Annotated in this window: 13 protein-coding genes; 2 read left to right on the top strand and 11 right to left on the bottom strand. The window is 65.2% G+C overall.

Going from position 1 to position 16,925, the window contains the following annotated elements:
* Window positions 1–230: helix-turn-helix domain-containing protein (locus A5777_RS24425; RefSeq protein ID WP_156529457.1), on the bottom strand; the 230-nt coding region annotated here is incomplete at its 3' end.
* A gap of 145 nt (window positions 231–375) precedes the next feature.
* On the opposite strand from A5777_RS24425, the gene A5777_RS21890 reads away from it, so the two are divergent.
* A complete protein-coding gene (locus A5777_RS21890; RefSeq protein WP_231895164.1) occupies window positions 376–1,005 on the top strand; it encodes a Pr6Pr family membrane protein in 630 nt (209 codons plus the stop codon).
* Window positions 1,006–1,007: 2 nt separating this feature from the next.
* Here A5777_RS21890 and A5777_RS21885 read toward each other — a convergent pair whose 3' ends face one another.
* From A5777_RS21885 to A5777_RS21850, 8 genes are all read right to left on the bottom strand, one after another.
* A complete protein-coding gene (locus tag A5777_RS21885) occupies window positions 1,008–1,637 on the bottom strand; it encodes a TetR/AcrR family transcriptional regulator (RefSeq protein ID WP_064864584.1) in 630 nt (209 codons plus the stop codon).
* Complete coding sequence (locus A5777_RS21880) at window positions 1,634–2,464, bottom strand: enoyl-CoA hydratase family protein (RefSeq protein ID WP_064864582.1); 831 nt, start codon at window positions 2,462–2,464, stop codon at window positions 1,634–1,636. The genes A5777_RS21885 and A5777_RS21880 overlap by 4 nt, the downstream gene beginning before the upstream one ends.
* Before the next feature lie 94 nt (window positions 2,465–2,558).
* Window positions 2,559–3,716 carry an acyl-CoA dehydrogenase family protein gene (locus A5777_RS21875; RefSeq protein ID WP_005206603.1) on the bottom strand — a complete coding sequence of 386 codons (1,158 nt, stop codon included), beginning with the start codon at window positions 3,714–3,716 and terminating at the stop codon, window positions 2,559–2,561.
* Window positions 3,713–5,758, bottom strand: coding sequence for an acetyl/propionyl/methylcrotonyl-CoA carboxylase subunit alpha (locus A5777_RS21870; RefSeq protein WP_064864580.1), 2,046 nt, complete (start codon window positions 5,756–5,758; stop codon window positions 3,713–3,715). Before A5777_RS21870 ends, A5777_RS21875 begins: the two co-directional genes overlap by 4 nt.
* 8 nt (window positions 5,759–5,766) lie before the next feature.
* Window positions 5,767–7,365, bottom strand: a complete 1,599-nt coding sequence (locus A5777_RS21865) for an acyl-CoA carboxylase subunit beta (RefSeq protein ID WP_064864578.1) — start codon at window positions 7,363–7,365, stop codon at window positions 5,767–5,769.
* On the bottom strand, window positions 7,362–8,537 hold the full coding sequence (locus A5777_RS21860) for an acyl-CoA dehydrogenase family protein (protein ID WP_064864576.1): 1,176 nt from the start codon (window positions 8,535–8,537) through the stop codon (window positions 7,362–7,364). Before A5777_RS21860 ends, A5777_RS21865 begins: the two co-directional genes overlap by 4 nt.
* Window positions 8,538–8,540: 3 nt before the next feature.
* Complete coding sequence (locus A5777_RS21855) at window positions 8,541–10,325, bottom strand: acyclic terpene utilization AtuA family protein (RefSeq protein WP_064864574.1); 1,785 nt, start codon at window positions 10,323–10,325, stop codon at window positions 8,541–8,543.
* A gap of 53 nt (window positions 10,326–10,378) precedes the next feature.
* Window positions 10,379–11,185, bottom strand: a complete 807-nt coding sequence (locus A5777_RS21850) for a TIGR03084 family metal-binding protein (protein WP_064864572.1) — start codon at window positions 11,183–11,185, stop codon at window positions 10,379–10,381.
* Between the two features lie 106 nt (window positions 11,186–11,291).
* Here A5777_RS21850 and A5777_RS21845 point away from each other — a divergent pair, with 106 nt between their 5' ends.
* Complete coding sequence (locus A5777_RS21845) at window positions 11,292–11,939, top strand: pentapeptide repeat-containing protein (RefSeq protein WP_064864563.1); 648 nt, start codon at window positions 11,292–11,294, stop codon at window positions 11,937–11,939.
* Window positions 11,940–11,947: 8 nt separating this feature from the next.
* Here the strand turns inward: A5777_RS21845 and A5777_RS21840 are convergent, their stop codons facing one another.
* A complete protein-coding gene (locus tag A5777_RS21840; protein ID WP_064864561.1) occupies window positions 11,948–12,877 on the bottom strand; it encodes a PaaI family thioesterase in 930 nt (309 codons plus the stop codon).
* A gap of 69 nt (window positions 12,878–12,946) precedes the next feature.
* A complete protein-coding gene (car, locus tag A5777_RS21835; protein WP_064864559.1) occupies window positions 12,947–16,393 on the bottom strand; it encodes a carboxylic acid reductase in 3,447 nt (1,148 codons plus the stop codon).
* Window positions 16,394–16,925: the final 532 nt, after the last annotated feature.

Genomic DNA, 16,925 nt, shown 5'->3' with positions numbered 1-16,925 from the left:
TGGGGGCGGTGCTCGACGAACCGGCCTCGCCAGCGCCGCACGGTACCTCGGTTGAGGCCGAGTCGTTGTGCCACTTCAGTATTCGAACCGCCATCAGCGGCAGCGAGAACGATTCGTGAGCGCATCGCCAAACCCGAGGCCGTCGTTCGCCGACGCGCCCACCCTTCGAGCTCACGGCGCTCATCATCAGTCAGAACAACATCCACTGCTCGCGGACCCCGGGTTGCCATTCCCCAGCCTATCAACCGAATGACAATTAATGACTCAGGACACTAGATCTCCAACCGCACGCGGGCGACCTGCTCGCTGTCGTCCACGGCGGGGGCAAACACGGCGGGGTCAAAGACGTGCGGCGCGACTGGCACAATGCGAGGCGTGAGCAGAGGTGACCGTCAGTTGTGGGTACGTGTCCTTCGCTTCGTCGCCGCAGTCGTCGGCATCGCTGCGATCGCATACGTGCCGGTCACCGCGTCCGATGGTTTCGGCTTCGCCAACTACTTCAGCTACTTCACCATCCTGAGCAACGTCGGCGCGGCCATCGTGCTGCTCGGCGGTGCACTGTTGACGCCAATAGGGTTGTGGTGGCAGTGGTTTCGCGGCGCAGTGACCACCGCGATGCTGATCACCGCGATCGTCTACGCACTTCTGTTGTCGCACATCGACGTCAATCTCTCCGGCGAGTGGACCAACACCGTGCTGCACCGCCTCATCCCGCTCGTTCTGCTCATCGACTGGGCAGTCTTCCGACCTAGGGTTCTGCCTGCCCTCTCCTGGTTGACCTGGCTGGCGTTCCCACTCGTCTATGGCGTCTACACATTGACGCGAGGCCCCATCGTCGACTGGTACCCGTACCCGTTCATCGATCCGCGAAGTCAGGGGTACCTGTCGATGACGCTCGGTGTGGTGGTCGTCTTCATCGGGATGACCGCGCTGTCAGCGGGCGTGTACTGGCTCGGCACACGCGGCGCGCGTAGCCGACCGCATGCTGAGCCCACCGCCAGCTGATCTCACCTGTCCGGAGAGTCGACGTCGAGCGCATCGGTGACCATCTCCACCCAGGTGTCGACCACCTGCGCGCGGCGTCGTGCATCGTCCGAGAGTGTGTCCGCCAGTCCGAGGCCGCGTGCGAGGTCGAGTGTCACCTGTGCGACACGGTGTGCCCGAGGATTTGTGCCGTCGGGGTCCAGTGCGGCAACAGTCACCCGATGCGCCGCCCGCGCGAACTTGGCCTCCATCGGCAGAATCAGTTCGCGCAGCGCCGAATCCGACGCGGCCGCCGCCCAGATCTGCAGCGAAGCCTTGAATTCGGTCCCGGTGTAGATACTCACGGCCTGCTCGACCGCTATCCGCACGCGCCGTGACTCGTCCGCGTCGGGGCGAATCAACGTGTCGGCGTTGAGGGTGAGGTCATCGAAGATCTGCTCGAGCGTCGCCGAGATCAATGCCTCGCGTGTGGGAAAGTGGTGTTGCGCAGCGCCTCTGGACACCCCCGCGCGCTGGGCGACCGCGGCTACCGTTGCCGACGCCCATCCCTCGTGAGCCAGAACCTGAATGGCCGAGCGCAGCAACCGTTCCCGCGTTTGACGGGAACGCTCCTGCTGGGGTTCACGGTTTGCCGTCGTACGCGCAGACGTCATGTTCTCGTTGCTCCCGTGTCGGCTTGCGTTGCGGTCAGATCCCACGGCGGCCGCCCCTTGGACAGAAACGCTTCCATCCCCGCACGTGCGTCGTCGCCCGCGAACAATGTCGCCGATTCCTGTGCACGACGCTGCGCCAACCGCTCGAACTCGGCACGCACCGACGTGGTGGTGAGTTCCTTCGACGCGGCGAGGCCGACCGGCGACGCACGTCGGATGCCGTCGAGGATCTCCCCCAACGACTGCGTGAGAGCCTCCGTGCTGTCACACGCTTGCGTGATGACTCCGATCGACGCCGCAACCGACGCGTCGAACTTCTCACCGGTCAGGAAGTATCGACCAGCACCTCGCGCCGTCATCTTCGGCACCAGCACGAGCGAGATCACCGATGGTGCAAGGCCGAGCCGGGCCTCGGTCAGCGCGAAGGTGCTCTTCGGTCCGGCAAGTGCGATATCGGTGGCACCGAGCAGGCCGAAACCTCCTGCCCTGACATGCCCGTCGACGTGTGCGATCACCGGTTTGGGCAGCTCGAGGATCGTGCGCATTAACTCGACCATCGACGACGTCGCTTCGGCAGACGCCTCCTCGGCAGAGGCGCCCCGCTTGAGCGCCTCGCCGAGATCGGCACCCGCACAGAAGGTTCCGCCCGCATGTGTCAGCACGACGGCCCGCACGCTCTCATCGGTCGCCGCCCTCGTCAGTCCCGACGACAGTTGGGTCACCAGCGCGCGACTCAACGCATTGCGGTTGCCCGGCGAGTCGAGTGTGAGCGTCATGACCCCGGCGTCGATCCCGACGTGTACGACTTCGCTGTCTGTGGTGGTCATCGACCTGCGCCTTCCTGTGGTCCTCGGTCAGAGTTGGTCTGCTGTGGTTGGTCTGGGATGAATGGCGAATCGGAAACGGCGGTGCCGGGACGAATCAGTACGACTTCGGCAGTCCAAGACTGGTCTGCGCGACGAAGTTCAGCACCATCTCGCGGCTGACCGGTGCCACACGCGCAATTCGAGCGAGCGAAAGCAGCGGCGCCACACCGTATTCGGTTGTCAGTCCGTTGCCACCCATGGACTGAACGGCTTGGTCGACGATCTTGACGCACGCCTCGGCGGCCGCATACTTCGCCATGTTCGCCGGTTCGGCAGCGCCCCAGTCGTCTCCCGCGTCGTAGAGGGTGGCGGCCTTCTGCATCATGAGCTTGGCCATCTCGAGTTCGATCTTGCCCTGCGCCAGCGGATGTGCGATGGCCTGGTGCGCTCCGATCGGGGTCTTCCAGACCGTGCGCTCCTTCACGTAGTCGACGGCTTTGCCCAGCGCGAAACGACCCATCCCCACCGCCGACGCCGCAGCCATGATGCGTTCTGGATTCAGACCGGCGAAGAGTTGGCTCAGTGCCGCGTCCGGGGAGCCGACGAGTGCGTCAGCAGGCAGGCGCACATCGTCGAGGTAGAGCCCGAACTGCTTTTCCGGGTTCACCAATTCCATGTCGATCATCTTGTATTCGAACCCCGGTGCGTCCGTGGGCACGATGAACAGCGCGGGCCGCAACTTGCCGGTCTTCGCATCCTCGCTCCGACCCACGATGAGAACGGCATCGGCCTGATCGACACCGGAGATGTACACCTTGCGCCCGTTGAGGACCCAGTCCGATCCGTCGCGCGATGCCGTGGTGGTGATCTGATGCGAATTCGATCCGGCGTCGGGTTCGGTGATACCGAAGGCCATGGTGATCGATCCGTCCGCAAGCCCTGGCAGCCACCGGTCGCGCTGCTCGTCGGTGCCGAAGCGCGCAATGATGTTGCCGCAGATGGCCGGCGAGACAACGAGCATCAGCAGGCCGGTGCCCGCCGCCGCGATCTCCTCCATCACGATCGACAACTCGTACATTCCTGCGCCGCCACCGCCGTACTCCTCGGGAAGATTCACCCCGATGAAGCCCAGTTTGCCCGCCTCCGACCACAATTCGTCGGTCTTGCGACCCTCACGGGCGCATTCGCGGAAGTAGTCCTGCCCGTACTTGGTGGCCAGCGCGGCCACCGATGCACGCAGATCGGCCCGTTCAGCCGTTTCGACGAAGCTCATGCGGATGTCTCCTGAGGTGTTGGTGCGTCGGAATGCTCTGTCTCGCTGTCGTTGTCGGCCTCATCGGTGATGATCGCAAGCACATCGCCGACGGCGAGTTGGCGTCCCGCTTCGACGGCGAGCGTGCTGACCACACCGTCGGCGGGAGCCGCGACGGTGTGCTCCATCTTCATCGCCTCGAGCCAGATCAACGGCTGACCGGCGGTCACACGGTCGCCTTCGGAAACCGCAACGCGGATCACCGAACCCGGCATCGGCGCGAGGAGCGAACCCGGTCGCGCAACGGCACTGGGATCGACGAATCGCGGCGGCCGACGGAAGTGCACCGACGCGCCTGCGGTGTCGACGTAGACGTCGTCGCAGTATCGCGCGACGTCGAAGGTCCGTCGAATGCCGTTGTGGGAGAGTACGACCTGCTCTGTCGTCGTGGATACGACCTCGGTGTCGGCGACGTCGGGAAGCTCGACGCTCCCGCCTCGGGTGCACCGGTATCGAACCTCGTGTTCGACGTCGTCGTCGGTACGGAACGTCTTGTGCGAGTACTGCGACGGCATGTTCCGCCAGCCTGCGGGCAGACTTCGCTGGACGCGAGCGCGTTCCCGGTTGACGGCCACCTCCGCCAGCGTTGCGGCAACGGCGGCGAGTGTCACCGTCGACTCGTCGGCCAGCGGCGCCGACAAGACGTCGAGGCCGATCTGGTCGAGATATCCGGTGTCGGTATCGCCGCTGAGGAACGTCGGCTCCCGCAGCGTGTTCACCAGCATGTCGCGGTTGGTTGTCGGGCCGTGGAGCGCCGCGTCGGACAGCGCTCTGGCGAGAATCGCAGCGGCACGAGCACGTGTCGGCGCCCAACTGATGACCTTGGCCAACATCGGATCGTAGAACGTCGAGATCTCCGAGCCTGATTCGATACCCGCGTCCACACGCACGCCCGGACGGTCGAGCGGACCGAAATGCGTCTGCGCGTCGATCTCGATGCGGTGCATGGTTCCCGACTGCGGTTGCCATCCCGCAGACGGATCCTCGGCGTAGAGGCGGACCTCGATCGCGTGGCCGCGAGTACCGGGCTCCTCGACGTCGAGGTGCTCGCCCATCGCGACACGTAGTTGCCAGGCAACGAGGTCGATCCCCGTCGTGAGTTCCGTGACCGGATGTTCCACCTGCAGACGCGTATTGGTCTCCAGGAAGTAGAAGCGACCGGTCTCGTCAGCGAGGAACTCGACGGTGCCCGCACCCGTGTAGCCGATCGCCGACACGGCCTTTCTGGCGGCGTCGTAGAGGCGTTCACGGAGATCTCCGCCGATCCGTTCGACCAGAGGTGCAGGCGCCTCCTCGATCACCTTCTGGTGCCGACGCTGAATCGAGCATTCACGCTCTCCGACAGCCCAGACCGCGCCGTGTTCGTCCGCGAGTACCTGCACTTCGATGTGGTGTCCCCGTTCGACATACGGCTCGCAGAAGACGGTCGGGTCACCGAATGCCGAAGCCGCTTCGCGTTCGGCAGCGGCGACCTGCTCGGCCAACTCGTCGACCGAGCGCACGATCCGCATGCCGCGCCCACCGCCGCCCGCAGACGCCTTGATCAGCAGTGGCAGGTCGCTCTCGGTAACCGCGGCAGGGTCAATGTCGCCGAGAACCGGCACACCGGCGTCGGCCATCAACTTCTTGGCGTTGACCTTTGACCCCATTGCGTCGATCGCACCGGGAGGTGGTCCTATCCACGTCAGTCCCGCATCGATCACCGATTGTGCGAATTCGGCGTTCTCCGAGAGGAATCCGTAACCAGGATGAATCGCATCCGCGCCCGCGAGCTTGGCCGCCTCGATGATCTTGTCCCCACGCAGGTAGGTCTCTGCCGATGTCGATCCCGGAAGCGCCACAGCGACATCGGCGGCGGCGACGTGCGGCGCATCAGCATCCGGATCGGAGTAGACCGCGACGGTTCCGAGGCCCAACTGACGACAGGTCACGAACACACGTCGCGCGATCTCGCCGCGATTGGCGACGAGCACCGAGGTGATCATTGAATGTTGTTCCGTCATCTCACACCTCACATCCGGAAGACGCCGAAATTCGACGTCCCCTCGACCGGACCGTTATGGATCGCCGACAAGCACAGCCCCAGAACGGTTCTCGTGTCACGCGGGTCGATCACACCGTCGTCGTAGAGCATGCCCGACAAGAATGCGGGCACCGATTCGGCCTCGATCTGCGCCTCGATCATCTGCCGCATCCCCGCGTCTGCCGCCTCGTCGACCGTGCCGCCACGAGCCTCGGTCGCCGCGCGCGAGACGATCGAGATGACGCCTGCCAGTTGCGCGGCTCCCATCACCGCCGACTTCGCGCTCGGCCAGGCGAACAGGAACCGCGGATCGTATGCGCGCCCGCACATTCCGTAATGACCCGCGCCGTAGCTGGCGCCCATCAGCACCGACAGGTGCGGCACCTTCGAATTCGACACCGCATTGATCATCATCGCCCCGTGCTTGATGATGCCGTTCTGTTCGTACTCCTTACCGACCATGTAGCCGGTTGTGTTGTGCAGGAACAGCAGCGGCGTGTTGGACCGATTCGCCAGTTCGATGAACTGGGTGGCCTTCTGCGCCTCCTGGCTGAACAACACACCTTGCGCGTTCGCCAGGATGCCGACGGGGTAGCCGTGTATGTCGGCCCACCCCGTGCACAGCGAGTTGCCGTACTCGGGCTTGAACTCGTCGAAATCGCTGTCGTCGACGACGCGTGCGATCACATCGCGCGGGTTGAACGGGATCTTCAGATCCGGCGGGACGATGCCGAGCAGTTCCTCGGGGTCGTACCGCGGTTCGGCCACCTGCGCGCGCGGTTGTCCGCCGGCCTTGGTCCAGTTGAGCCGCGAGACGATCCGACGCCCGATCCGGATCGCATCCTGTTCGTCGGCGGCGTAATAGTCAGCCAGACCCGACGTGCGCGCGTGCATCTGAGCACCGCCAAGGGACTCGTCGTCGCTCTCCTCGCCGGTGGCCATCTTCACCAGCGGCGGTCCGCCGAGGAACACCTTGGAGCGTCCGTCGATCATCACGACGTGATCGCTCATGCCCGGGATGTACGCCCCGCCGGCCGTCGAGTTCCCGAAGACCAACGCGATGGTAGGAATGCCCGCCGCCGACAGCCGCGTCAGATCGCGGAACATCCGCCCGCCGGGGACGAACACCTCTTTCTGCGTCGGCAGATCGGCGCCTCCCGACTCGACGAGCGAAATCACCGGGAGTCTATTCTGCATAGCGATATCGTTGGCGCGCAGTGTCTTACGCAGCGTCCACGGATTCGACGTCCCGCCCTTGACCGTCGGGTCACTGGCGACGACGAGACATTCGACTCCTTCGACGACGCCGATCCCCACAACGACCGACGCTCCGACGTGGAAGTCCGACCCGTACGCCGCGAGCGGGCACAGTTCGAGAAAGTCCGAATCCTCGTCGAGCAGCATCTCGATGCGCTCACGCGCGGTCATCTTGCCGCGATTGCGATGCCGCTCGACGTACTTGTCGCCGCCACCCGCGAGTGCCTTGTCGAGTTCACCGTGTATCTGGTCGAGCTTCTCCAGCATCGAATCGCGTGCGGCGGTGAAGTCGTCACTCGTCGAGTCGATCGTCGAACGCAATGCGGTCATCGTGTGCTCCCCTGTGCGATGTAGCCGAGTCGTTTTGCCGCGAGCCCGCTCAGTATCTCGGTGGTTCCCCCACCGATCCCCAGGATTCGCATGTCCCGATACTGACGCTCGACCTCGGTGCCCGTCATGTAGCCGAGGCCACCGAAGAGCTGAACAGCCTTGTCGGCCACCCACTCCCCGGTCTGCACCGCGGTGTTCTTCGCAAAACACACCTCGGCGATCAGGTCGTCATCGGACGTCACCTTGCGGTTGACGACCCCACGCGCGTAGGTCCGCGCAACGTCGATGCGTCGTGCCATCTCGGTCAGCGTGTCCTGCACCGACTGTCGGGCTGCGAGCGGCTTGCCGAAGGTCTCGCGTTCGCGAGTCCAGTCCAGTGTGAGGTCGAGGCAGCGTTGCGCACTGGCGTACGCCTGGACGGCGAGTCCCGACCGTTCGGTCACGAACGCCGCGGCGATCTGGGCGAATCCGCTGTTCTCGGCGCCGACGAGGTTCGTCGCCGGAACGCGTACGTCGGCGAAGGCCAGCTCCGCGGTGTCCGAACTGCGCCACCCCATCTTGTCGAGCTTGCGCGTCACCGTGAAACCCGGTGTGTCCTTCTCGATCACGAGAAGCGAGACCCCGGACGCTCCCGGTCCGCCCGTACGTACCGCGGTGACGACGAAGTCGGCCCGCACCGCGGAGGTGATGTAGGTCTTGGCGCCGTTCACGATGAAGTCGTCGCCATCGCGCTGTGCCCGCGTCGTCAGATGCCCGACGTCGCTTCCGCCGCCCGGCTCGGTGATCGCAAGGCTGCCGATCTTCTCGCCTGCGAGCGTCGGCCGCACCCATCGGTCGATCTGGTCGGGATCGCCTGCGGCGATCAAGTGCGGCAACGCGATCCCGTGCGTGAACAGTGACGCGAAGACGCCCGCGGCACCACCCGCGTAGTGGAACTCCTCCCCGAGAATCGACGCATCGATGAGGTCGCCGCCACTGCCACCGACGGACTCGTCGATGCCCAGTCCGAACAGACCGAGTTTGGCTGCATCGGAGTGCAACTCGCGGGGAATCAGGCCGTCGCGTTCCCACTCGTCCTGTGCAGGCAGCACATGACGTTCGACGAATCCGCGAACCGCGTCACGCAGGGCGCGTCGTTCCGGCGTTTCCCACTGCGGATCTACAAGTGGCACAGCTCAGTTCCTTTCCGAGGACTCGGATGATGGCGCGGCGGAGGCCGTCTCGGCGACGAAGCTCAGCGGTATGGGCACAGGTCGCGAACGCAGCCACTCGCCCATCCCCTTGGCCTGCGGATCGAAGCGCACATTGTCGGCGACGCCGCGCCCGAGCACTCCCTCGATGACGAAGTTCAGCGCCGACAGGTTGGGCAGCCGGAAGCGCTTGACCTCGAGGTCGGCGATCTCCGGCAGAAGCTTCTTGATCAGCTCGACGTCGAGTGTCGCGTCGAGCCAGTCGAAGTGTTCCGGATTGCGCACCCACACACCGATATTGGCGCTGCCTCCCTTGTCGCCGCTGCGCGCTCCCGCCACCAGACCGAGTGGCGACGCCGCCGTGGGCCCGGGATCGTCGACGTCGACGACGCTGCGCGGTTCGGACTCGTCAGCGGGAACCTGGGTACGCAGTGGACTCGGTTCGATGCTCTCGCTCACGCCGTCTGCGAATGACACACGATGATCGACGAGCTTCGCGTCGACGTATCCCGGCTCGAAAACGCCGAAGGGAGCTCCCTTCCCGGGTGGTGCGAGCATCGTGAACCCGGGAAAGGTCGCCAGCGCCAGTTCAACCGCGGTGTTGCTGAATGCACGGCCGACCTTCTCGGGGTCGGTGTCTCGGGCAACGCAGCGCAGCAGCGCCGTCGCCTGTTCCTCGGTCTGCGCGTCGGGTCGATCGAGTCGTGCCAACTCCCACGTCATCTGCTCGGGCACCGACGACAGTTCCGCGCGGAACTGATCGCGGAACAGTTCGGCCTTGTCCTCGATGTCGAGTCCGGTGATCGCGACGGTGATCTCGTTGCGGATGCCTGCGAGATGGTTGAGCGAGACCTTCACCGTCTCGGGCGGCGCCTCGCCCTTGACACCACTGATGGCAACCCGATCCTCACCGTCGGAACGCAGCGTGATGGTGTCGAGCCGGGTGGTCACGTCCGGGCCGAGGTAGCGAGGACCACCGACCTCGTAAAGCAGTTGTGCCGTCACGGTTCCCACGGTCACCGCACCGCCGGTGTCGGGATGTTTGGTGATCACCGACGTACCGTCGGAGGCGATCTCCGCGATAGGGAATCCGAGGTGTCCCATCCGGGGCAGCTCCGTGAAGAACGAGAAGTTTCCGCCTGTCGCCTGCGCGCCGCATTCGATCACGTGACCCGCGACGACGGCACCCGCGAGAGCGTCGAGATCGCCGTATTCCCAATCGAATGCGCTCGCAGCTGGCCCGACGGTCAACGAGGCATCGGTGATCCGCCCGGTGACGACGACGTCAGCACCCGAATCGAGCGCCGACTTGATGCCGAAGGCCCCGAGGTATGCGTTTGCCGTCAGCGGTGTGCCGAGTCCGAGATCGTCTGCGCGGTCGAGGATGTCGTCGCCGTCGACGAACGCGATCGATGCGTCGACGCCGAGCTTGTCCGCCAGTTCGCGCAGCGCAACCGCGAGGCCGTGCGGGTTGAGGCCGCCCGCGTTGCTCACGATCCGCACGCCCTTGTCGACGGCGAGCCCGAGGCACTCCTCCATTTGACGCAGAAATGTCTTGGCGTAACCCGTTTTCGGGTCCTTCAACCGATCGCGGCCGAGGATGAGCATGGTCAGCTCGGCGAGATAATCGCCTGTCAGATAGTCGAGTTCACCACCCTCGAGCATCTCGCGCATCGCGCTGAAGCGATCGCCATAGAAGCCCGAGGCGTTGCCGATTCGGACGGGGCGGTTCGATCGGCTGGTGTTGGTGCGACTTGTGGTTAAAGTCATCGCTACTCCGATTCGGATGGTCGACTGTGCGGACAGTTCTTGTGCTCGGGCGTTCAGAAGGTTGCGGCGTTACGCGGGGCACGGCCCGCTCCGGGAGGACCAGCGAAACACTGTGCGATCGCGGCCCATTCGCGGGCGCGCTCGCCGTCGAGTTGCAGGTCGAGGTCTGCGAGTGCACGTCGCTGGGTGACGAGCTGACAGAAGTCGACGGCGGGCCCGCGCACCGTGCCGTCGACGGCGTCGGGATCATCGGGTCCCCACGTCCACAGCTCGCCCGACGGCGCGACCAGTTCGATCCGGAAAGGCCGCTGCGGCGGTGTCATCCCGTTGACCGCATACGCGAAATCGCGCGTGCGGACACCGATGTGAGCGACGTGCCGGATGCTGTCGGTCGGTTCGAGTTCGACGCCGAGCGCGTCGGCTATGTCGAGTCCGTGCGCCCAGGTCTCCATCATCCGTGCGGTGGCCATCGACGCCGCAGACATCGGCGGTCCGAACCACGGGATCTTCGCGCCATCCGGGACGTCGACGAGTGCCTGCCCCAGTGCGGCGCGCGCGGCGCGCCAGTCGTCGAGCAACTCGCCCTTGGGGCGTGCGGCGCCTTCTTCGGCGGTCACATCGGTGAAGCCGTCGATGTTGCGCATCGCCTCTGCGACGACCTCGGCGAAGGCTTCGGGGTCGGTGGCCGCGAGGAGCGCCACCTTGTCCGTCCAGTACAGGTGCGCGATCTGGTGCGCGACCGTCCACCCCGGCGCCGGAGTATCGGTGTGCCACGCAGCGTCGTCGAGCGACGACACCAGCACGTCCAGTTCATCTCCTGCGGCGGCGAGATCAGCCACGAGATCACTCACGATCGACATGTAAGCAGCGTCACACAGTCGACCGTAAAAAGCAATCACGCTTGCTTGTTTTTATCCCCCGGCCAGTTCAGAGGCCCGTCGTATGCCCTACGTAGGCTTGTCGATGATGAGTATTCGACCGCCCCGCATCAGTCGGCTGCCAACTCCCCACCTCGAACCGTTCGACGCGCAACACGTCGTCGCCGGCGACGTGATCGAGGCTTCCCTGATCGCCGACACCGACCTCGGGGGCGTCGACTTCGGCGACGTCTCACTCACGACGTGCTCGGTGGTGCGCACGTCGCTCGACGACGCCGACCTCACCGGCGTCCGAGTCGTCGACAGCAGATTCGACGAGGTGAGCAGCGCACGCGTGTTCGCGCCGCGCTCGATGCTGCACAACGTGCGCATCGAGAACAGCCGAATTGGCGCGCTCGACCTCTTCGGCGGAAAGATGCGTTCGGTGATGATCTCCGACTGCAAGCTCGGTCTGGTCAACCTCAGCGGCAACGAGGCCCGCGACGTGATCTTCCGGTCGTGCGTCATCGACGAACTCGACGTCTCGGAGGCCGCGTTGACGCGTGTCTCCTTCGACGACACCACCGTCGCCTCACTCGACGTCCACCGCGCCACGCTGACCGACGTCGACCTCCGCGACCTGCGTGTGAACAGCGTCCGCAATCTCGGAGGGCTTGCGGGCGCGACGATCACCGCCCATCAGGCCGTCGGGCTTGCCGAGCAGTTCGCCGCCCACCTCGGTATCGCCGTCGAATAGCGCTGTTTTCAGCGGAAGTGGATATCCGCGGCGCCGTCGGCGAGCAGCGTGCCGTCGGGGCCCGTCATGCGCGTCGAGAACGTCGCAATCCGACGCCCCACCTTCAACGGCTCGACGTCGACGATCACGCGACTACCGTCAACTGGCGGTGAGCGGAAGTACGCCACCGAGAGATCACCGACGCGGTACTCCTGGCCAGCACGAGCCTTCTGCTGCCCCGCAAGTGAGCACGCCACACCGACGATGGTGCCGATCACTCCACCGTGCATGGTCCCGAACATGTTGCCCATCCATGCCTCCGTGTCGACGACGAGTCGCAGGGCGTTGGACGGCGCGCCGTCGGCGTCGATGGTGGCGTTGAGCAACTCGGCGAGCGGACCACGGTCGCGCTCTCCGCGAGCGATCTGCGCAACGATGGTCTCTCCATCGAGATCATCCGGAATCGCTTGCGCAAGAACAGCATCGAGCGATGCGGCGTCGGGGATGTCGTGCGCCGACTCTGCATTGTCGAAATCGTCCGGAACCGCCCGTCCCACGGCGACGTTGCGCGCGGTGCCGACGCAGAACTCCTCGGTTCCGTTGCCGACGCGGATCTCGGTGACACCGACCTTGGCGTCGTGCATCAGCAGTTGCGCCGTGCCGGTGAGGTGGTCGGTGAGTCCTGCCCGCCCGACGGTCGACAACGCCAGGCGAGCCTGCATGCACGGCGAGTCAGTGGCGCGGTGATATGGGATGCCACCGATGTGGTCGAAAAGGACCGCATACGCGGGGAGGTCGATGAGTCCGCGATGATCGGCGAATCGCGGGCCGAGTTGCTGCTCAGCGACGACCACACCGTCGTCGATACGCAGCGATCCGACGCCGAACGCCGCGACCGGATCGCGCACCACACCTGTCGTCGGCGCGGCACCGGAGTCGTCGTGGTTGCTGTCGTTCATGGGTTCACTTCATCACCCCGCGTCCCGGGGCGAGATTCCGCCCCCGGGAGGCAGGGAGACCGATCACACTCAGATAACCCCGAGAGTTCGCAGCCCACGCGCGTAGTTGGCGATTACCTGCGAGGTGATGTGTGGAATATCGGCGTACTCGGCCGTCGCTGTGGCCACATTCCCCGAACGAACCGCCTCGGCGAAGAGCGGTGCGTTCACCACGCCGGCGTCGAGAGGTTCGACAGCGCGCACGTAATTGTGCAGCAGCGGGATCAATGAGTGTCGACGTTGCTTCTCCGGCAGATCGGCGAGGGCGTCGGAGAAGAGTCGGTACCAGCGGTCGTAGTCGTCGACGAATGCGATCTCTTCGCCGGACTCGATGAGCCAGCCGACAAATGTGTCGAGGTCGATACCGTCGGAGTGTGGATTGACCGCGTTGTACGTGACGTGACCGTCGCTGACCGCGAGCGTCGAGATGGCCGCGGCCAGGAAGTCGACGGGAAGCGCGTCGTAGTGCGCTCTTGCGCGACCACCGTCGGCGTCGAGTCGATAGAACGACTGTGGCGCGAGGCCTGTCGCCAGGACGCTCATCAGCAGGCGCGTGAACATATCCGGCAAGTTGAGCTGACCGAGGTCGCTGTCGTCGGCCACGATCATGTCGCATCGGAACACGCTGACGGGCAGCCCGAAACGGTCGTGGGCGTCTGCCAGCAGCACCTCCCCCGCCCACTTGCTGTTGCCGTAGCCGTTCGCGTAGCCCTCGTGTACCTCTCGCGTCGCGCTGAGCTCACGAATGTCTGTGTCCTCCACCAGTTCCGCGGAGCCGACCTGGTCAGCCACTCCGACGGTCGAGATGTAGACGTAGGGCTTGCGGGTCGTCGTCAGCGCGAGGCGGATCAGTTCCGCTGTTCCAGAGACGTTCGGGCCGAACAACTCCCGATAGGGCAGCAGATGATTGACCAGTGCCGCGGGGTCGACGATGAGGTCGACTTCGGCGGCGAGCCGGTTCCACACCGCGTCGTCGAGTCCGAGACTCGGCGAGTCCTTGTCACCCGCGAGCACCGTGAGGTGATCTGGTGCCAGCCGCAAGTAGTCGGCGCGCAGCGGACCGTCGCCGACATCGAAGATCGCGTCGAGGCGTCGCCGGGCGGTCTCGTCATCGGACGCTCGGACCAGACAGGTGACGTGGCCGTCGACGCGGGCAACGCGCCGTAACCATTCGACGGCGAGGTATCGACCGAGGAATCCCGTTGCTCCGGTGAGCAATACCTCACGCACATTCTTATCGGCGGGCGGCACGGTCGACGCACCCGCCAGCGTTGCCTCGTCGAGAAAGGCGTCGACAGTGAGCTCGTCGGCACGCAGATACTGCTGGTCGGCATGCACGATGTCCGCCGTGGGGCGTGCCTCGCCCTCCCGTCCGTCGATGTAGTCGGCGATGGCTGCGAGGTCCGAGGACGGACTCGTCAGCACACCCACCGAGACCTGTGCGTCGAAGACGTCGCGGAGTGTGTTCCCAAGGGTGACGGCGGTCAGCGAGTCGCCACCGAGATCGGTGAACCTCGAGTGCGCAGTCACCTCATTCCCGGCGAGATCGAGTGTGGCCGAGACGATGTCGATCAGTACGTCGAGCGTCGGCCGACCCGCTGCGGATGCCCGAGCATCGCGAAGTCGATCGGCGCGGGCATTCGCGAGGTGTAGGTACAGGTCTTCGAGAGCGGGACCGTACGCCTCCTTGAGACGAGGCCGCGCGAGCTTGCGAATCCCGGTCAACAAGCCGTTGGCCTCAGAGAACGCGGTGCGTTCGACGATGATGTCACGCGGTATCTCCACCGGCGCAAGGCCGTTGCGCTCGCCGATGTCGCGGACGGCTCGCAGCAGCGTCGCGTGTAGTTCCTCGTCGTCGGAAGACGCGTCGACGGCGTCATCGGTTGGCACCACGACCGCCAGCAGGTACGGGCGTGAACTGTTGCCGTACACGTAGATCTGACGGATCGGCGGTGAGGTCAGCGCGCTCTCGACGCGCGCAACCGTCACGAACTCGCCCTGCGACAACTTCAACACGTTGTTTCGACGGTCGAGGTAGACGAGCTGATCGGGCCCGGTTTCGGCCATGACGTCGCCGGTTCTGTAAAAGCCCTCGTCGTCGAACATCTCCGCGGTGAGTTCCGGTCGCCGATAGTAACCGGCGAAGATGTCGGTGGTCTTGACGAGCAGCTCGCCGCGCGGGTGCGGGGTATCGGTTGTGCGATAGCCGAGTTCGGGGACGTCGACGAGCTTGTAGTCGATGACGGGTGGCCGGATCACGGCCCCGTTGCGGATGACGCCACCCGCCTCGGTAGATCCGTAGCCCTCGACAAGCGGGGCGTCGAGCATGCTCTCGACGAAGTCGACGACCTCGGGCGAGATCGGCGCCGAGCCGGTCACGGCGAGTTGTGCACGTTCGAAGTAGCTGCGCCGCATCGCGGCGAGGACGTCGGCGTGCGAATCCGTCTCGGCGCCCTCGATTTCGGACAGATACTGCTGGTGCAGCATCTCCCAGATGCGCGGCACGAAATGCAGTTCGGTCGGCGCGACGGCCGCGAGGTCGTCGAGGAGTTCCGACAGGTCTGGCCGCGCGGTGAAGTAGGCGGTACCGCCGTTGCCGAGCGTTCGCATGAGCGTCGCTCTGCCCATCACGTGACTCATCGGCAGGAAGTTCAGGGTGACCCAGGCGTGGTCTTCGCTCGCATCGTCTTCCACTGTGGCACGGTCTGTTTCGAGTCCGAATCCCTGTCGGATCAACCGAAGCACTGCGTCCTGGGTGTACATCGCACCCTTCGGGGCGCCGGTGCTGCCGGAGGTGTAGATCAGCAGCGCGAGGTCGTCGGGTTGCGCGTCGGCGCCGGCTTGCAGCGCCTCTTCGACGACGTCGGTGATCGACGACTCGGCGTCGAAGTGCACATAGTGGACCGTGATTCCGAGCGGTTCCAACAGAGCGCGCGCACGTTCGACGGCGTCGAGTGTGGCTTCGGAGACGTCGAAGACGACGAGGTGCGCAAGGTCGGCGCGCGTCCCGTTCTCGAACAGTGCGGTGACCCTGGACAACGAGTTCGTCGACACCGCAAGGACTTTGGCCTCCGTCTCGCCGAAGATGTCGGCCAACACGGAATCCGCACCCCCTGACTGCAGCGGCACCTCAACCGCGTGAAGGGGACCGAGAATTGCGAGGCTCACTGCCGTGTAGTCGGCGCTGGTGAACCCCAGAGTGGCGACCCGATCGCCGGGCCCGACGTCCGCCGCGTCGCGCAGGAGCGATGCGACGGCCGCGACCCGACTACCGAGTTCACGGAAACTGACTGTGGACCAAAGTGATTCGTGCTCGGCATCGCGGAAACCGAGCGCAGGACGGTCGGCGTACCCCTCGAAGAGAACTCGAAGTGCACCCTCCACCGACGTTTCTTCCCGGAGGCGGGCAGCAACGTCGGAGTCGGGGCGCCGCGCGGACACCGCGGCAGCAGGATCGGTGGAAAGATGGGTGGACATCAACAACCTCCGAACAATAGACGATTATTAGGGATGCGAAGTAATACATCTCCACTGTTCTCCCCTGAATCGCCGCTGCGCCACGATCGGTGAGCCATCTCACCCGCAGATACGACGAACCCGACACTTCCGCGCGCCGTGTGCGCGTATGCCGCGTCGCACCTCGCCGACAGCCCCACCCCACGCGGCCGAAAGTAGGGGAAGGATTCTTTCCCCGACTTGTCGACGTTTCCCCGCGCAACTTCCCGAGAAAAGGTACGAAACCCGCGGAAGGGTTTCCTTCCCCTAGTTTCTGCACCCCGCGCGGGCGACTCCGACCGGCGCGCCGGCGCCAGCAACGGCCTCTTCGACGCTCACCGCGCGTCGTCGAACTCTTCCCCCACTCTCCGACGCTTCCCCGCGCAAGTTCTCGAGAAAACGCACACAACCCGCGGAAGAATTCTTTCCCCTAGTTGCTGCACCCCGCGCGGGCGACTCCGACCGGCGCGCCGGCGCCAGCAACGGCCTCTTCGACGCTCACCGCGCGTCGTCG

Origin of the sequence: Gordonia sp. 852002-10350_SCH5691597, assembly GCF_001665715.1 — a bacterium.
GTDB classification, from domain to species: Bacteria; Actinomycetota; Actinomycetes; order Mycobacteriales; family Mycobacteriaceae; genus Gordonia; species Gordonia sputi.
Note: the sequence above shows the minus strand (reverse complement) of the source record. Positions and strands in the feature narration are given on the sequence as shown.